The organism is Allotamlana fucoidanivorans (assembly GCF_006265225.1).
Classification (GTDB): Bacteria; Bacteroidota; Bacteroidia; order Flavobacteriales; family Flavobacteriaceae; genus Allotamlana; species Allotamlana fucoidanivorans.
This window is the reverse complement of sequence record NZ_VDCS01000012.1, coordinates 65,338-83,123: the sequence shown is the minus strand read 5'-3', so window position 1 is coordinate 83,123 and position 17,786 is coordinate 65,338. Positions and strand designations below refer to the sequence as shown.

Below are 17,786 nucleotides of genomic sequence, written 5' to 3'. Positions count from 1 at the left end.
AGTGATTACAGCATTTTTTTTGCAGCAACTTCAACGGCCTTTTCAATACTGTTGTAGGATGCACATCTGCAAATATTACCGTGCATGGCATTTCTAATTTGTGATTTACTCGGATTAGAATTTTGTTTTAAAAAAGCAGAGGCTGTCATTATTTGCCCTGATTGACAATAACCGCATTGTGGCACATCAACTTCTTTCCATGCTTCTTGAACTGGGTGACTACCATCTTCTGACAATCCTTCAATAGTGGTAATATCCATACTTTCAGCTTGTGACACCAAAAGCAAACAACTTCTCATGGCATTGCCATTAACATGAACTGTACAGGCACCACATTGTCCTATTCCACACCCAAATTTGGTTCCAACAAGATTAATTTTATCCCTTAAAACCCATAGTAATGGTGTATCTATATCTGCTTCAACAGTATAGTTCTTTTTATTAATGTTTAAGTTAAATGTTGGCATAGTTTAGATTTTTGTATCAAGTTATTAAAAAAAATAGTTGGCCTATTGACGAACTTATTATTTTAACAGACTCTTAACTAAACCAAATATACCCTTGTTTATATCGATTTTATCTTATTTTGAATAAACTCCAATGCTCTTTTTTCATTGTAATACACGTTCTTTTTGTCAATAAAACCGGCATGCCCGCCAAACTGAGGCATTTCTAAGAAAAGATTAGGGTTGTTTTTAGCTTCTTTTACTGGATAGCATTCTGAAGACAGAAAAGAATCATTTAAAGCATTTATAACCAGTGTTGGAATTGATATATGCTCCAAAAACTGTAAACTACTACATTTCAAATAATAATCTAATGCATCTTCAAAACCATGTGCTTTCGCTGTATATACACGATCAAAATCGGTTAATGTTTTTATTGAATTAAATTCCTCTGAACTTAATAACTCAGGAAAACGTATCTGTTTACGTTTTAGGCGATTTAAAAGATGTTTTAAAAAACGATTGTGATAAAGAAAATTTTTAGGTGTATGCAATTCTTTTGCTGCCCCAGGCAGATAACATGGTGCCGAAAACACCACTGCCTTTTTAATTTCAAAAGGTACCTCTTTTTGCTCTCCTAAATACTTCAAAATAACATTAGCGCCTAAACTTATGCCACTCAAATATATGTCTGTATACTTTTTTTCTGTTATAACATGTGTTATGACTACTTCTAAATCACCTGTTTCGCCTGAATGATAACTTTTAAAACTAAGATTATCTTCGCCACTACACCCTCTAAAATTTACACATACGGCATCAACTCCGTGATTATTAAAAAGCTTGGCTACACCTTTCATGTAAGGTCGTTGACCATTGCCTTCTAACCCGTGCAACACAATCACTAACTTTTTTGACTGGCTTTTAGCAAAACTCCAATCTAAATCTAAAAAATCTTCATCAGGCAAAAAGAATCGCTCTCTATGTTGTGTTAAAGAAACGCGTCTTATCAACCCTGAATATACTGTAGACACGAACCCGTTTTTAAAATAAAACCTTGGTTTATATGTTGATTCTATAACTGGCATATCTTTTTTAAACCGCTAACGGTGTAAATTTAAAAGTATTTCCATCAAATAGACCTTTATCACTTAATTTTAATGTAGGAATTACCAAAAGTGCCATAAATGAAAGTGTCATAAATGGCGCATTAAGCGAACTTCCTAATGCTTTTGCAAAAGCATCAAGTTTGGCATATGCCTCACCTACGGCATGACCATCTAAATCGCTCATAATACCTGCTACAGGAAGCGGAATAATATGCTCCTCCCTCTTTGAAACGGCACAAATACCACCTTTATTTTCAATAATTAAATTTACAGCTCTGCATATAGCTTCATCTGAAGCTCCTACAGCTATTATATTATGCGAATCATGCCCCACTGAAGACCCAATAGCCCCTTCTTTGAGTCCGAAATTTTTAATAAAAGCCATGGCTGGTTTCGTGTTTTTATAGCGATTTACAACAGCCATTTTTAAAATATCACGATGAACATCTGAAACGGCATTCCCTTGGTTTATGAACGCATCTGTAATTATTTCATTGGTTACTAGTTGCCCCTCTAAAGCTTCAATAACTCTTATTTTACGGGCATTAACAGGCACATGAAAGTCTTTTTCTTCCTTTAACGCACAGTTAAAGTTATTCAACTTTTTAAAGGCTATAGTATTTATTTTATGCGTTCCTTCACTATATACTAACTCTCCATCAATAAACGTTTTAATGGGTTTAAAGTTTAACAGATTTTCTACCACAATAAAATCGGCCGCATCTCCTTCTTTCAATAAACCAACCTCCAATTTATAATGTTCAACTGGATTTATACAGGACGCCTGCAATACTTTAAAAACATCAATACCTCTAAACACGGCTCTTTCACAGAGTTGGTTGATATGTCCTAAAATTAAATCATCAGGATGTTTATCATCACTACAAAACATGATGTTTTCAAAATGTTCTGGTAACAAATCAATTAACGCATCAAAATTTTTAGCAGCAGACCCTTCCCGTATTAAAATCTTCATGCCTTTTTGAAGTTTTTCCAGAGCTTCTTCATAAGTAAAACATTCATGATCGGTTGAAATGCCTGTATCGATATATTTAGAAATAGCCTCCGCACGGAGTCCTGGCGCATGACCATCAATAGGCTTATCATTTAGCTTTGCCCATTTTATTTTTTTTAATACCTCATCATCATCAAAAAGAACACCTGGGTAATTCATCATTTCAGCCAAATATTTAATATCTGGGTTTTCCATGAGTGTTTTAATGGCTTCAGAATCTATAACAGCACCCGCAGATTCAAAATTTGTGGCTGGCACGCAGGAAGGGGCTCCAAAATTAAACTTAAGAGGTACCTGCTTGCCATTTTCAATCATAAATTCAACGCCTTCAATACCTAAAACATTGGCTATTTCATGTGGATCTGATACGGTGGCAACTGTGCCATGGGCTACGGCTAGTTTTGCAAATTCTGATGGCACTAACATAGAACTTTCTATGTGAATATGCGCATCAATAAAACCAGGTAAGATATATTGATTGACATTATGATCTTTTTCTACAATAGATAAAATTTTCCCGTTAGAAACAGTGACTTCGCCCTTAAAAATCCGTCTGGATTTAATATCAACAATGTGACCTAATATTTTCAATCTTGATGTTTTACAAAGGTTATTTTTAAAATGTTTTTAGTATTTGCATCTACTTTAAAACGATTATCGGCACGTTTGCCCACTACCCAAACTATTGCTTCTTTTGAACAAAGCAACCAAGTATGCTCTTTATCTAATAGCGATAATTTTTCATCTTTAAAATATTTACTCAATTTCTTCTTGCCCTGCATTCCTAAAGGATAAAACACATCGCCTTCCTGCTTTTTTCTAAGTATGATTGGATACTCTAGTTTACTTTTATCTGCATACAACACGTTATCATCTTTATCATCCATAGCTTTAGCGTCCTCAAAATGTAGTATGCCTTCCGGTATTTCAACAGATTTTTCTAAATGAGGTATTAAAATGGTTTTATAATCAGATGCTTTTATAGGGCTTAAAAGCAAATGTTCTCTGTTTTTTATGAGTCTATGTGTACTTGAAAATACTTGTTTTCCGGTTTCTCCATCTAGCAAAACTAAAATATCGTCCCATTGTGTAAAACCATATGGTTTAAAAGTTTCAAACACATAAGCTTTAGGATGACTAGTATTCTTAAACACCGCTATTTTAAATTTGATTTCCTGTTCTGAATGCACCTCAATAGCTTGATCTAAAAAAGATGTCATGGTCTCCTTAATAATCAAAGAAGCATCGTTTAAATTATTCAGTGTGGTTTGAAAGCTAAACAATAAATTAGGGTTTATCTCTTTTAAAATTGGAATCACCTCATGTCGTAATTTATTTCTTAAATATTTTACCGAAGCATTGCTGCTATCATCACGCCATGTTATGTTATGTTCAATCGCATAAGCTTTAATAAACTCACTAGAAAAAGGCAATAGCGGTCTCACAAACTTACCGTTTATTTCAGGTATTCCTGTTAAGCCCTCCAAGCCTGTCCCTCTACTAAAATTAATAAGAAACGTTTCTAAATTATCATCGGCATGATGCGCGGTTAAGATATAATCAAATTGCAATTGTTCTGCTATTTCACTAAACCAAGCATAGCGTAACTCACGAGCCGCCATTTGTATAGATCGTTTGTTTTCTTGCGCATATTTTTGCGTATCAAACCGCTGCACAAAAACCTCCAAATTCAAATAATCTGCCAATTGAACAACATGATCTTCATCAGCATCGCTCTCATCACTACGCAAATTAAAATTACAGTGGGCCAGTGTAATATTTAATTTCAATGTATGGCACAAATATGTTAAAACCACACTATCAACACCTCCAGAAATAGCAATGAGTAGTTTTCCTGTTTTTAGAAAACTTAGTTTATCATCAATATGTTTTTGTAGTAGATTAAGCATGACTTCAAAGATACAACATTGCTCTTGTAATTACATATAACACGCATAATAACCCATGATAATTGTCATGCCAAGTGACAACTTATTTTGTAACTTTAAGCAGGAAACTAAATATATATGTTATGTGTACGATAGAAAAATTAAACGACCGAGCTACTCAAACTACTTTCAATAAAAAGGTAGTTTCAAACACACAACACCTTCAGGCTTATGTAAAACACAGATTATACATTTCTGAGCGAACTAAAACTATACCCAAAAACATGTATAATTCGCATGATTTTATAGACGAAGCTGTTGCTAAATTTTATGAACAGGGCTATGACATTGACATGGATAACCAAAGCATAAAAATGAAACTGTTTAAAATTGTGAATATTGATTTAGACGATTTATTTAAAAAGGAAGCATTTCATAAAAACACTTTGAGTACACATATCATTTTAGAAGAAGAACTAGATAGCCTTGAAGAGAAATTCACCATTGACGAAGGTTTGGATTTAATTATGAATGACGAATTAGATGACATCTCATACCATCAAGACGATAAAAATTGGCAGTTATTTCTTTATTCTGACCGCGATAACTCACCAGGAAACCATGTTGACATAGATCAACCTACATTAAGAAAACAGAATAATTTATTAGGCAGATTCTACTCTTGGTTACCACTAAAAGTATCAGATATTGTTGATTTACTTGTATTTGGAAAGTTAAATTTCAATGACATTGCCGAAATTAAAAACATAGAACCCAAACGTGTGGAGCGCGTGTTAAATTTGGTCTTTAAAAGCTTTAGAACACATTTAGACTAACTTTCTAACACCGTTCTCATGGCTTTGGCCTTTACCAAACACTCTTCATATTCAAGGAGCGGGTCACTTTTAGCAGTTATGGCTCCTCCTACTGAATATGAAACGTATTTATTGGTTTGATTATAAAGAATACTTCTTATCACTACATTAAAATCAAAATCACCTTTAGGCGTAAAATAACCGATGGCTCCTGAGTAAACACCACGTTTAGTTTCTTCTAGATTTTCAATGATTTTCATGGCTGAAATTTTTGGAGCCCCCGTCATACTTCCCATAGGAAATGTACTTTTTATAATATCTACAGGGTGTACACCTTCTTCTACTTTTGAAGTTACCGTAGAAATCATTTGATGCACCTGATCAAACGTATATACCTGACACAGTTCTTCAACCGTAACACTACCCTTTTGTGCGGTTTTAGACAAATCATTACGCACCAAATCTACTATCATAATATTTTCACTGCGCTCCTTTATATTTTGAGACAATTTAGTTCTTAACCCTTCATCATCCATTGGATTTGATGAGCGTTTTGCCGTTCCTTTAATGGGTTGTGACAAAATACAATCCTCATGTTTTTGAATATAGCGTTCTGGTGAGGCACTAAGAATATACTTATCATTAAACTTCACAAATGAGGCAAAAGGTGGCTTAGATATTTTATTCAGCTTTTGATAAGTTTCAAACGGGTTGATTACCATATTTTCTGCATAAAACTCCTGACAAAAATTAGCCTCATAAATATCCCCCCGATGGATATGGTTAAGCATTTGATTAACCTTATCAAAATAGTCATCCTTATGAATACGGAGCTTAATTTTTAAATCTGAAAATGCATGACCTCTTACCCCTTCACTGGCGTTTTTAATAGCAAAAAAATCCTCTTGCAATTCATCTGAAACGGCATTCAAATATTGTATTTCAACGGTGTCATTTTTTAGCAAAAACAAGCGTTTGGGTTGAAAAAAACAAAGATCAGGAAACCCTAATCCGTCATAATTTTTTGATTCCAAATGTTCAACATCATTTTTCAAATCATAAGACAAGTACCCAAAAATCCAATCTTTGGCATACGTTTGATACTCTTTTAATTTATCAAAACCCTGATGAAAATCTGTTCTAATACTTGTAAAAGCGTCTACGGCCAAAATAGCATCGTACCTAGAATACTTTTGCTCATAATTATTGGAATCTAGCCAAATAACATCATCATATTGTTGTGCCCAAACAAGTAATTGTTTTTTAAAATTAGGTATATCTGATAGTTTATGAATCTCAGTAGTTCTCAATGGCCTATTTTATTCTACAAATTTAATTAGAATACTTAAAAAATTGAGATTTTTGTAAATAAGTTTAAACCCACTAAAAATGTATACATTACAAAATAAAAAGTTGAAAATTGCTGTAAAAAAAACAGGAGCTGAACTTTGTAAAATAGAGAGTGTAAAACATAAAACTAATTTTATGTGGCATGCCGATTCTAATATTTGGGGAAGTTATGCTCCCAATTTATTTCCTATTATTGGAGCTCTTAAAAATGGTGAATATATTTTTAATGATAATCACTATAAACTCCCAAAACACGGTTTTGTAAGACATAATGAAAATATTGAATTACAAGATCAAACTGAAAATACACTTGTTTTTAAACTAACTTATAATGAGAACTTACTAAAGATATATCCTTTTAAATTTGAATTTTATATCACTTTTAAATTAACCAACAATAAAATTGAAGTGCTGCATCACGTAAAAAACTTGGATACAAAAGCTTTGTATTTTTCGATTGGTGGACATCCAGCTTTTAAATGTCCCGTTTTTGAAAATGAAAACTATCAGGATTATTTTTTGGAGTTTGAACACACTGAACATTCTAAAAGGCACCTTATTAACATGGAAAACGGATTGATTTCGTCTGAAACACATCTCATGTTAAACAACACAAAAACGCTTCCTTTAAAGCACGAGCTTTTTAATAGAGATGCGCTTGTTTTCAAAGATTTAAAATCAAAAAAGATTAGTTTAAACAGCTCTAATAAAGGTAGAATTCTTTCGGTTTTGTTTCAAGACTTTCCTTACTTAGGTATTTGGGCAAAACCAAATGGAGATTATATCTGTATTGAACCATGGTTAGGTATAGCCGATTATGAATCTACCAATCAAGATTTCACTTCAAAAGAAGGCATTATTAAACTAGCGTCTAATTGTGACTTTAAAGCCAGTTACAGCATTGAAATAAACAACACACATTTAGAGTAAAATAATAAGCTTAACTTTACGCCCAATTAAAGACCACTATGACCTTTCACGATTTAAATTTAAACACACCACTATATAACGCAATAGAAGATTTAGGTTTTACAACACCAACACCTATTCAAGAACAAGCCTTTAATGTTGTTGCTTCTGGTAGAGATGTTGTAGGTATTGCGCAAACAGGTACTGGAAAAACGTTTGCTTATATGCTACCTATATTAAGAAACCTGAAATTTTCAAAACAAGACACACCTCGTGTTTTAGTCTTAGTGCCTACTCGTGAATTGGTGGTACAGGTGGTAGATGAAATTGAAAAACTTTCTAAATACATAAATAACCGGGTACTTGGTGTTTATGGAGGTACTAACATAAACACACAAAAACAAGCAGTTGCTGAAGGACTAGACATATTAGTTGCCACTCCTGGTCGTCTTTATGACTTGGCTATGAGTAGGGTGTTGCAGTTAAAGTCTATTCAAAAACTGGTTATTGATGAAGTGGATGTGATGCTCGATTTAGGGTTCAGACATCAGCTTATAAATATTTTTGATATTCTTCCCGAACGCAGACAAAATATTATGTTTTCGGCTACCATGACACAGGATGTTGATTTGTTAATTAATGATTTTTTTAAAGATCCAGAGCGCGTATCTATAGCAGTTTCAGGGACTCCCCTAGATAATATTTCTCAGCACCGTTATAATGTTCCTAATTTTTACACAAAAGTGAATCTCCTTATTGATTTACTTCAAGATGAAGCACGTTTTAATAAAGTCATCATTTTTGTAGCCTATAAGCGCATGGCCGATAGACTTTTTGAAAAACTTGATGAACATTTTAAAGAAGAATTGTGCGTTATTCACTCCAATAAAACCCAAAATTACAGATTAAGAAGTATTGAACAATTTAGAGAAGGCCACAACCGTATACTAATTGCTACAGACGTTATGGCTCGTGGTTTAGATATTGATAATGTGTCGCACGTTATAAACTTTGACACCCCTGAATATCCTGAAAACTACATGCATAGAATAGGAAGAACAGGACGCGCAGAACGCGAAGGTGAGGCGCTGGTATTTTCAACAGAAAACGAACAGGAGGCTTTACAAAATATTGAAAACTTGATGCAAATGAAGATACCTGTTTTAGAACTTCCTGATACGGTTGAAAATTCAAATGAACTTATTGAGGAAGAACGGCCTCAAATAAAAGAGCGTCATAACCCCGCTAAAAGACGTGATGAAGATGCTCCTGGCCCCGCTTTTCATGAGAAAAAAGCAAAAAATCAAAAAGAAAACTTAGGAGGTTCTTACCGTAGGGAAATGGCAAAAAAATATAAAAAGCCTAAAACCCGTGGTGATAAAAACTATAATAAACGTAACAAAAAGAAATAATAATAAAACGGGAGCCCATTAAAGGTTCCCGTTTTGTTTATATTTTAATTCTATTATAACTAAAGTAAAAATAGAACCCCAAAGTTTAAATGACTTGTAAACACATTAAATGAAAAAGCATCGGTTTTTGTTATGTCTCCTTCTTTTTCAGATTTTGTTTTGTAATAGCCTACATTTCCTAAACTAGAATATAAGTATACCTTTTTCGATAATGTATAAGCCAACCCTGGACTAATACCTACAAAGAAATCATTTGATATAGTTTCTTCTTTTTCAGCATTTACTTCTGTAAATTCATCCCAACGCTTTGAAACTTTTACTCCTCCTTCTAATGTAAGCGCTAATTTCTTGGCTACAAAAAAGTACTTTCTTATATAAGGCGCTACACTAAAAGACTGAAAAGATCTTTTATATGCATTACCATTATCAAAATTATCATCACCATCCCCAAATCGATATTGTGTTTTTATACCAACCATAAAATTATTGGCAAAAACATACCCCACGTCTGGAGCTATTTCCCACCAAAAACTATCAGACTTTGATTTTAAATCATCACTACTAGAATTAAAACTACTAACACTTAAACTCCCCCCTAAAACCCATTGATTTTTAGGAATACTAAATGTGTCATTCGCCTCTTGAGCCATAAAAATAGACGATACAAATAACACGGCAATACATAAAATGTTTTTCATAATAAAATATTAAAAGTTATAGCAAGTATGTATCAAAGCTTATACCGCCACCCCAAGCACTACATAAAGTTTTTGTAACTATTATGTTAACTTATAATTAATCACAAGACTTAATATTGACACTAGAAAACATAACTTATTAAATGTATAATTGTTAATTTTAACTGATATGAATCAGTTTCTATAAAAGCATACAATTATATTTTTGCACAAAATTTCTATCAACCCAATGTCTAATTCTGAAGAGTTCACTAAAACTGCCGATTTGCTTCTAGAAATCACTACACTTTTAATGATTTCTGGAGCAAACACCGAAAGAATCAACTTAAGTATTGAACGGTTTTCATCCATCCTTAACATCGATACCCACAGTTGGATAAATCAAAAAACCATTATCATGACTTTAACTGATAAGTCATCCCAAAAAACAATAACCAAGGTGCAAAACCTACCGCACCATGCGTTAAATTTTTTAACGATTTCTGAAATTAGTAAAGCTAGCTGGACAGCTACACATGAAAACTGGTCTTTAGACGAAATTAAAGCTGAAATAGAACGTATTAAGAACTTAGGAAGATATCCAAAAATTGTAGTTCTTGTTGCTGTTAGCTTAGCCGTAGCAGGGTTTTGTAATATTTTTAAGGGAGACTACCTCAACATGTTAGTCGCATTTATTAGCGCTTTTATCGCGTTATTGGTGTCGCAACAGGCTCATAAATTAAAGTACAATATGTATGTTAGAATTTTTCTAGCTTCACTCACAGCTTCCTTAGTTGCCTCTTTAGGTGTTGTTTTTAATATTGGAACAAACCCAGAAACAGCTTTAGCCACGTCCATTCTCTTTTTAGTACCTGGTGTGGCCCTTATTAATTCATTCACCGATTTACTAGAAAGCAACATATTAAACGGTATTGTACGGTTTGTTGTTGGTACTATGACCGTACTTGCCATTGCTACAGGTCTTTTTGTAGCCATGTATATTTTTTCAATTAATAAATAAATTTTAATTAGATGATTGATCTCTTATTACGTTTATTAGAAGTCTCTTTTTGGTCTGGTATTGCTGCTTTAGGGTTTGGCATTATATTTAATGTGCCCAAAAAAACCATATTTACCATTTTCTTGTTAGGCTCTTCTGCCGGACTTATAAAATTCTTTTTACTGTATTTTGATTGTCATGTTGCTTTATCAAGTTTAGTAGCAGCCACATTTGTTGGGTTTATTAGCATTCCTATTGCACACAAAATACATCACCCACCAGTCGTGTTTTCTATACCAGCTGTAATCCCTATGATACCAGGGTATTTTGCTTATGAAACTATTTTATCTATCATGAATTTTGTTTTTATTGAAACCGATGAAGGCAAAAGACTTATGCTAATTGATGCAATTTTTGCTAATGGTTTTCAAATGATTTATATTTTACTGTCACTAACCATAGGCGTTTCTTTGCCCATGTTAATACTAAACAAAAGCAGTGTAAAAAGCTTAAAATAAAAATAGAAAAAACAGCTGCTTTATATTTGAGTGCTAACACTTTATTAATTCTTGAATACTATGGAAGTAAAAAGCCTTCCTCAGGGTAAGATAGGCTTGGCTAATCACTATTTACTTGCGGTTTGTATTGTATGAATCAATCTTTTTAACTATTCCATTTCCATGATTAAGTTGGCAATAAGTGCCGTCCATCCCGTTTGATGCGACGCCCCTAGTCCTCTACCTGTATCACCATTAAAGAATTCATAAAAAAAGTGTTCGTTATTAAAATGTTCATCATTAGTAAACACTTTGTCTTCATCATCTGTATGATATTGAAACTTGCCTTTCTTATTACGTTCAAAAAGCTTTATTAATCGTTTACTTAATTCGTTTGCTATTTCTTTCAAGTTTAGTTTATTACTTGAACCTGTTGGAAACTCATAAACATATTCTGGACCATAGTATTCATAATATTTACGTAGGGATTGAATAATCATATAATTTAATGGTAACCAAATAGGCCCGCGCCAGTTAGAATTACCACCAAACATATTAGATTGACTTTCTCCTGGTTCATATTGAATTTGATGCAACCCGTGATGTACGAATACAAATGGATGCTTTTCATGGTATTTTGAAAGTGAACGGATACCATAATCTGATAAGAATTCATCCTCATCCAACATGCGCTTTAGTAAATGCTCTAGTCTATACCCGCGCATTATTGAAAACAAGTAGTTACCATCAGCATTTGTTTCTTCTATATTAGAAATTAGCGAAGCTAGGTCTGGCCGTGTTCTAACAATATTTGCAGCTCTAACCCTAAACTTTTTTAACTGAGCGAACAAATCTTGATGAATGACATCTACTGCAAAAAGAGGTATAATTCCTACTAACGAACGCACTCTCAATCTATCTGTAACACCACTAGCCATCTCAACCACATCATAGTAAAATTTATCTTTATCATCCCAAAGTGAAATATCGCGTTTCCCTATGTGATGCATGGCCCAGGCAATGTTTAAAAAATGTCTAAAAAATTTTGAAACAGACTCTTCATGAATTTTATTTGTTTTAGCCAATTCTAAAGACATGCGCATCATGTTTAGAGTAAACATGGCCATCCAACTTGTAGCATCGGCCTGTTGCATTCTCGTAATACCCTGCGGCATATGGTTTCGGTCAAATACACCAATATTATCAAGCCCTAGGAATCCGCCTTCAAATAAATCAGTTCCGTTTTTATCTTTTTGATTTACCCACCATGTAAAATTGATAAGTAACTTTTGAAACGCTTTTTCTAAAAACTTAATATCGCCTTTGCCTGTTTTTATTTTATCTTTTTCATAAACATTCCATACAGCCCAAGAGTGAACAGGAGGATTTACATCACTAAAATTCCATTCGTAGGCTGGAATTTGCCCATTAGGATGCATGTAATTTTCCTGTAAAACAAGTAATAGTTGCTCTTTAGCAAAGTCGGGGTCAATCTCAACAAAAGAAGCCATATGAAATGCTAAATCCCACGCTGCATACCAAGGGTATTCCCATTTATCTGGCATAGAAATAACATGTCTATTAGTTAAATGTTGCCAATTAAAATTTCTTGGGTTATGCCTAACTGGAGAAGGCTCTTCTGGGCCACCAAATAGCCATTTAAAAACATCATAGTAGTAAAATTGCTTGGTCCAGAGTAACCCTGAAAAGGCTCTTTTCGCTATATGTTTATGTGCTTTTGGTACGTTGCAATCAAGAATAGTATCGTAAAACGTTTCACATTCTTTCTGTCTTTCATTGAAAACAGCATTATAATCTGCCCAAGGATCTTCTTTCTTCTTTTTACTGAGCCTTACTTTAACTGAAACTTCTTCTCCTGGTTTTAAGTTATACTTATGCCATACCGCAAATTTAGATCCTTCTTTCTTTGGATTTACCGTTGCTTTTTTATTTACAACATGATCATTTATGCCATCTTTAACATACTCTGTATGATTTGAAACATTATAAATGCGCTGATTGTTTGTTTCATTTTCACAGAATAACTGCTTGCCTTTTTCATGATATAAATAATAACGTCCGTTTCTAATACTTCTAGATAGTACCGTTTCTGAATTAATAGCATTCATACTAGGTCTTTCAAAACGCTCATTATGTTTCCAAAAATTTCTAAACCATAAATGGGGTAATATGTGAATGGGAGCTTTCTTTTTACCACGATTCACCACAGTAATCTTCATTAAAATATCATCGATTCCTGCTTTAGCATATTCTACAAAACAATCAAAATAGGCGTTATCTTTAAAGCATCCTGTGTCTAATAATTCATACTCTGTTTCGTACCGTTCCCTTCTATTTTTTTCAATCAACTCTCCATAGGGAAAGGCCTTATGAGGGTACTTGTATAAATATTTACAGTATGAGTGCGTTGGTGAAGATACTTGATGAAAGTACAGTTCTTTAACGTCTTCGCCATGATTACCTTCGTTATTGGTAAGTCCGAATAAACGTTCTTTTAAAATAGCATCTTTACCATTCCAAAAAACAGGGGCAAAACATAAAATTTCGCGGCAATCGGTAAATCCAGCAATACCTTCTTCTCCCCACCTGTAGGCATTACTTCTGGCTTTATCATGATCAATAAAATCCCAAGCTGTGCCATGTAAACTATAATCTTCTCTAACGGTTCCCCATTGTCTTTCTGCTAAATATGGCCCCCATTTTTTCCAATTATTGTATGGATTTTGCGTAGCCAATCTTTCTGCTTCTTTTCCTTTACTCATAAATTACAAAATTATCTTGCCTTGCAGATTTACATATGCTATTAACTGATGTTAGTGGGGCGGTTTGCTCATTTAAAAGCTTCCATCTGCTACTAGGTATGAGGTAAAAATAATATTTATTTCATTAATTTCTTGTACCCTTACTTAAGTATTGCTTTATTCATAGAATTGATGCAGTTTTTTTTCATTTTCAAAATTGAATCATGTTTTTAATATCAATTCATCCTTTTTTAAAATTCAATGCTGCATTTGTTATTGTAAATATTTTTCAGGTATCAATGTATATAAAAAAGTCCCTTTTCAAATTAATGAAAAGGGACGGTAGAGATATTCGGTGTTCAGAAAAGTAACCAACCAAATTTTAACCCTAACTTAAAGTTAATCCCGAACACTTACTTGGCTCTCTACAATATCGCTAATAGGAACAATTAGTTTTCCTTCTTTTGTTTTTAAAGTTACCGAAATATGGTTTATTGATAACACTTCACCACGTATATCATTAAATTCAATATATTGTCCTATTTCATAAGTTTTCCTTGCATAAAAAGCTTTTAATAATTCTGTAATAACCCTTTGGGCTCCTAAACCAAAAGCTAGTGCAAAAGCTAGCAAAAAACCAGCAAGTAGTAATGTAATATTACTGGTTATTATGGCCGTATCTACTCCTGCTTGATTTAACGCAGTAATGGATATAAAAATGATTAGCAATAAGAATACGATTTGACTAATCAGTCTGGCTCCAGACAAATCCATGGATTCAAAAAATGCTACAACAGCTTTTTTAATAAAGTTTGCTAAAAGCAGCCCAACGGTAAAAATGATTAATGCAGAAAATAACCGCGGCACATACCCCAAAAAGTTTTTTATTTCCTCTGAAACTAAGGTTAAATTTAAAATATCTGTAACTACAATTAATATGATGAAATAGAAAATCCACTTTACAAAATTTGTAATGATGGTAATCACATTGAAGTTTAACTTTTTACTTCCAAAAAGTTCAATATCATTAATCTTATCATCAAGTTTATCGGCTTTTGCTAGTTTGAGTGCTTTTTTCACAATACTAACAATAACCTTGGTAAGCAACCAACCTAAAACCAAAACCACTATAGCTCCCAAAATATTAGGGATAACTTTGGCTACTTCTCCTGTCATTGCAGATAGCGATGTTATAACACCGTCATTCCATGCTGTTATTTTCTCCATTTTAATATCGTTTAGTTCAGTTAATTTTTTCTTTTCTTCATAGTTTGTTCAATAATTTTTGCAGCATCAACAGAAAATAACATAGCCAAATCCATTAACAACTTAGCCACAGCAATATCATTCATTACCTTCGACTTAAGTTCTTTTGGAACTTCCTTAAGCGGCTGATTTAATTGTTTAAACGGATTATCCATTATTCTATATTGTCATTATAAACAGTCTTTAATTTATCTTTAGCGCGCTTTATTCTCATTTTCACAGCACTCTCACCAATACCTAAAACACTTTCTATTTCTTTTATTGATAAAAGATCTTGATATTTTAACAACAAAATCATCTTTTCTTCGGGAGAAATTAATTCTAAAGCCAACTTCAACTTATCTACCCTCATGGCTAAAAAGCTAAACTCTTCTTTTTGATCTGTTAGCGATAAATTTTTAATATCTTCAATTTGAACTGACTGTTTTTCAATTTTTTTAGCTGAATTTCTGGTTACATAATTCACACAATGATTATAGGTGAAGGCATACAACCAAGTTGAAAATTTAGACTTTCCCTTAAAACTTGACAGTTTAACAAAAAGCTTCAAAAAAACATCTTGTGTTAAATCTTTTGCTTCATCTAAATGCTTAGAAAAACTAAAGCATTTATTGTAAACTACATCTGCATATCTATCATACAAAATTTCAAAAAGTAAGGTATTATTGGTTTTTACAATAGCATCTACCAAATCTTCATCAGATAATTTATTAATGTTGTCTATGGTTTTCAAATGTAGCTCACGCCAATTAACGGTTCACACAATAAGACACAACTTTTATAAAGAGGTCACACAATCAAATCAATTATTCTGGTTTTATCTTAAACTTACGTAAAATTTGCATAACTTTATTTCAAACAAACCATTAAAAATCAAATATTTACAAAACCATGAGAAGCATATTCATTTTTTTAGCTGCCCTAGTTTTGTTTACAGCCTGCAAAAAACCTGAAAAAAAACCTGTTGAACTTGTGGTTACTAAAACGTCTAGTTCAAAATATAAATGTGCACCACCTGTAACAGATGCAAAATGGTATACAGCGGATAATGTAGCCCCCCTTTTAGACGGATATGATGTTGTAAATTATCCAATAACAACAAGTAATGAATTAGTGCAACGTTATTTTAACCAAGGGTTAGCACTTGCTTATGCCTTTAACCATGCCGAAGCAGCCCGTTCATTTTATTATGCAACAAAATTAGAGCCAGACTGTGCCATGGCTTATTTCGGATTTGCATACGTTTTAGGTCCAAACTATAATGCAGGGATGGAACCCGATAATTATGAACGTGCATATGAAGCTATTCAAAAGGCCAAATCGCTTTCAAAATATGCTTCAAAAAAAGAACAAGCGTTTATTGAAGTAATGGCTAAACGCTACGCTCCTGTTCCACCTGAAGACAGAATGCCTTTAGATATTACCTATTCCAATGCCTTGAAAAAGCTGTCTGCTAAATACCCCGAGGATGCCGAAATTAAAACATTTTATGTAGAATCTTTGATGAATTTACATCCTTGGGATCTTTTTGATAAATCCGGACAACCAAAACCATGGGCTCCAGAGATTGTATCTACGCTGGAAGACATTATAAAACACAACCCAAAGCACCCAGGAGCGCATCATTTTTATATTCATGCTGTTGAAATGTCTAACACCCCCGAAAGAGCCAATACATCTGCTCAATTATTTGATGATGGTCTGGTATCTGGGTCTGGTCACCTATTACACATGCCTTCTCACACCTATATAAGAACTGGCGAATATCATAAAGGCACACTCTCTAATATTGCGGCAGTAAAAGCTGATAGTACATATGTTTCGGCTTGCCATGCTCAAGGTGCTTATCCTTTAGGGTATTACCCGCATAATTATCATTTTTTGGCTGCTACTGCAACCCTTGAAGGTAATAGTTATTGGGCCATGATAGGGGCTCAAAAGGTATCTAATCATGTACACCCCGATATTATGAAAGAACCTGGATGGGGCACTTTGCAACATTATTACTCCATACCGTACTACGTTGCTATTAAATTTAAAATGTGGGATGCTATTTTGAATATGAAACTTGAATCTTACAATTTACCATATCCAAAAGCTATAAGACATTATGCGGAAGGTATGGCGTACTTAGGAAAAGGCAATATAGAACAAGCCAAAGCAGAATTAAACGCTTTAAATACATTAAAAAATAATGCCCAACTAAAAGAAATCACTATTTGGGAAATCAACAATGTCGCTGATTTAGTAAATATAGCCTATAATGTTTTAAATGCTGAAATTATGGCACATGAGTGCAATTTAACCGATAGCATAAAAACACTTAAAGAAACTGTAGCCATGGAAGATGCCTTAAATTATAATGAACCTCCAGACTGGTTTTTCTCGATAAGACATCATTTAGGGGAAGTTCAAATACAAGCTAAACAATATGAAGACGCCATAAAAACATATAAAAAAGACTTATTTTACTTTCCTAAAAACGGATGGGCACATCATGGGCTAAAAAAGGCCTATACCGCTATAAATGACCAAGAAAATCTAGAACAAATTAATAAAGAACTTTTAAAAAGTTGGGCTTTTGCTGATTTTGACATTTTATAAAAAATTAAACTATTGTTAACAAAATCATTCTTCCT

The 17,786-nt window shown here is 33.3% G+C and carries 16 protein-coding genes; 6 read left to right on the top strand and 10 right to left on the bottom strand.

The genetic code is table 11. The annotated features are described in order from the left end of the window. Positions 1-5 precede the first annotated feature (5 nt). From FGF67_RS13020 to tilS, 4 genes are all read right to left on the bottom strand, one after another. Entirely contained in the window at positions 6-467 is a 462-nt protein-coding gene (locus FGF67_RS13020; RefSeq protein WP_139698198.1) for a (2Fe-2S)-binding protein, read from the bottom strand. Positions 468-565: 98 nt separating this feature from the next. Then, positions 566-1,534, bottom strand: coding sequence for a YheT family hydrolase (locus FGF67_RS13015; protein WP_139698197.1), 969 nt, complete (start codon positions 1,532-1,534; stop codon positions 566-568). Positions 1,535-1,541: 7 nt separating this feature from the next. Then, positions 1,542-3,161 carry an adenine deaminase gene (gene ade, locus FGF67_RS13010; RefSeq protein WP_139698196.1) on the bottom strand — a complete coding sequence of 540 codons (1,620 nt, stop codon included), beginning with the start codon at positions 3,159-3,161 and terminating at the stop codon, positions 1,542-1,544. After that, positions 3,158-4,480, bottom strand: coding sequence for a tRNA lysidine(34) synthetase TilS (tilS, locus tag FGF67_RS13005; RefSeq protein WP_139698195.1), 1,323 nt, complete (start codon positions 4,478-4,480; stop codon positions 3,158-3,160). The genes ade and tilS overlap by 4 nt, the downstream gene beginning before the upstream one ends. A 122-nt stretch (positions 4,481-4,602) precedes the next feature. Between tilS and FGF67_RS13000 the strand changes: the two genes are divergently transcribed. Continuing rightward, positions 4,603-5,295: a hypothetical protein gene (locus tag FGF67_RS13000; protein ID WP_139698194.1), complete on the top strand. Its 693-nt coding sequence runs from the start codon at positions 4,603-4,605 to the stop codon at positions 5,293-5,295. On the opposite strand, the gene pabB is transcribed toward FGF67_RS13000, so the two are convergent. Continuing rightward, a complete protein-coding gene (gene pabB / locus FGF67_RS12995; protein ID WP_139698193.1) occupies positions 5,292-6,584 on the bottom strand; it encodes an aminodeoxychorismate synthase component I in 1,293 nt (430 codons plus the stop codon). The two genes, FGF67_RS13000 and pabB, sit on opposite strands and share 4 nt — an antisense overlap. Positions 6,585-6,663: 79 nt before the next feature. On the opposite strand from pabB, the gene FGF67_RS12990 reads away from it, so the two are divergent. Next, entirely contained in the window at positions 6,664-7,554 is an 891-nt protein-coding gene (locus FGF67_RS12990; RefSeq protein WP_139698192.1) for an aldose 1-epimerase family protein, read from the top strand. Positions 7,555-7,592: 38 nt separating this feature from the next. Further along, the gene (locus FGF67_RS12985) at positions 7,593-8,945 is read left to right on the top strand and encodes a DEAD/DEAH box helicase (protein ID WP_139698191.1); all 1,353 of its coding nucleotides are present in this window, start codon (positions 7,593-7,595) and stop codon (positions 8,943-8,945) included. Positions 8,946-9,004: 59 nt separating this feature from the next. On the opposite strand, the gene FGF67_RS12980 is transcribed toward FGF67_RS12985, so the two are convergent. Next, complete coding sequence (locus tag FGF67_RS12980) at positions 9,005-9,643, bottom strand: outer membrane beta-barrel protein (RefSeq protein ID WP_139698190.1); 639 nt, start codon at positions 9,641-9,643, stop codon at positions 9,005-9,007. Between the two features lie 229 nt (positions 9,644-9,872). Between FGF67_RS12980 and FGF67_RS12975 the strand changes: the two genes are divergently transcribed. Continuing rightward, on the top strand, positions 9,873-10,643 hold the full coding sequence (locus FGF67_RS12975; RefSeq protein WP_139698189.1) for a threonine/serine exporter family protein: 771 nt from the start codon (positions 9,873-9,875) through the stop codon (positions 10,641-10,643). 11 nt (positions 10,644-10,654) lie between these two features. After that, a complete protein-coding gene (locus tag FGF67_RS12970; RefSeq protein ID WP_139698188.1) occupies positions 10,655-11,140 on the top strand; it encodes a threonine/serine exporter family protein in 486 nt (161 codons plus the stop codon). A 149-nt stretch (positions 11,141-11,289) separates the two neighbouring features. Here the strand turns inward: FGF67_RS12970 and FGF67_RS12965 are convergent, their stop codons facing one another. From FGF67_RS12965 to FGF67_RS12955, 4 genes are all read right to left on the bottom strand, one after another. Beyond that, positions 11,290-13,902 (bottom strand): MGH1-like glycoside hydrolase domain-containing protein, encoded by a 2,613-nt coding sequence (locus FGF67_RS12965; protein ID WP_139698187.1) that lies wholly within the window; start codon positions 13,900-13,902, stop codon positions 11,290-11,292. A 378-nt stretch (positions 13,903-14,280) separates the two neighbouring features. Continuing rightward, a complete protein-coding gene (locus tag FGF67_RS12960) occupies positions 14,281-15,108 on the bottom strand; it encodes a mechanosensitive ion channel family protein (RefSeq protein WP_139698186.1) in 828 nt (275 codons plus the stop codon). A 20-nt stretch (positions 15,109-15,128) separates the two neighbouring features. Then, entirely contained in the window at positions 15,129-15,302 is a 174-nt protein-coding gene (locus tag FGF67_RS17450; RefSeq protein WP_199240688.1) for a hypothetical protein, read from the bottom strand. Then, positions 15,302-15,880 carry an RNA polymerase sigma factor gene (locus FGF67_RS12955; RefSeq protein ID WP_139698185.1) on the bottom strand — a complete coding sequence of 193 codons (579 nt, stop codon included), beginning with the start codon at positions 15,878-15,880 and terminating at the stop codon, positions 15,302-15,304. Before FGF67_RS12955 ends, FGF67_RS17450 begins: the two co-directional genes overlap by 1 nt. A gap of 158 nt (positions 15,881-16,038) precedes the next feature. On the opposite strand from FGF67_RS12955, the gene FGF67_RS12950 reads away from it, so the two are divergent. Then, positions 16,039-17,751, top strand: a complete 1,713-nt coding sequence (locus FGF67_RS12950; protein WP_139698184.1) for a hypothetical protein — start codon at positions 16,039-16,041, stop codon at positions 17,749-17,751. The last annotated feature ends 35 nt before the right edge of the window (positions 17,752-17,786 follow it).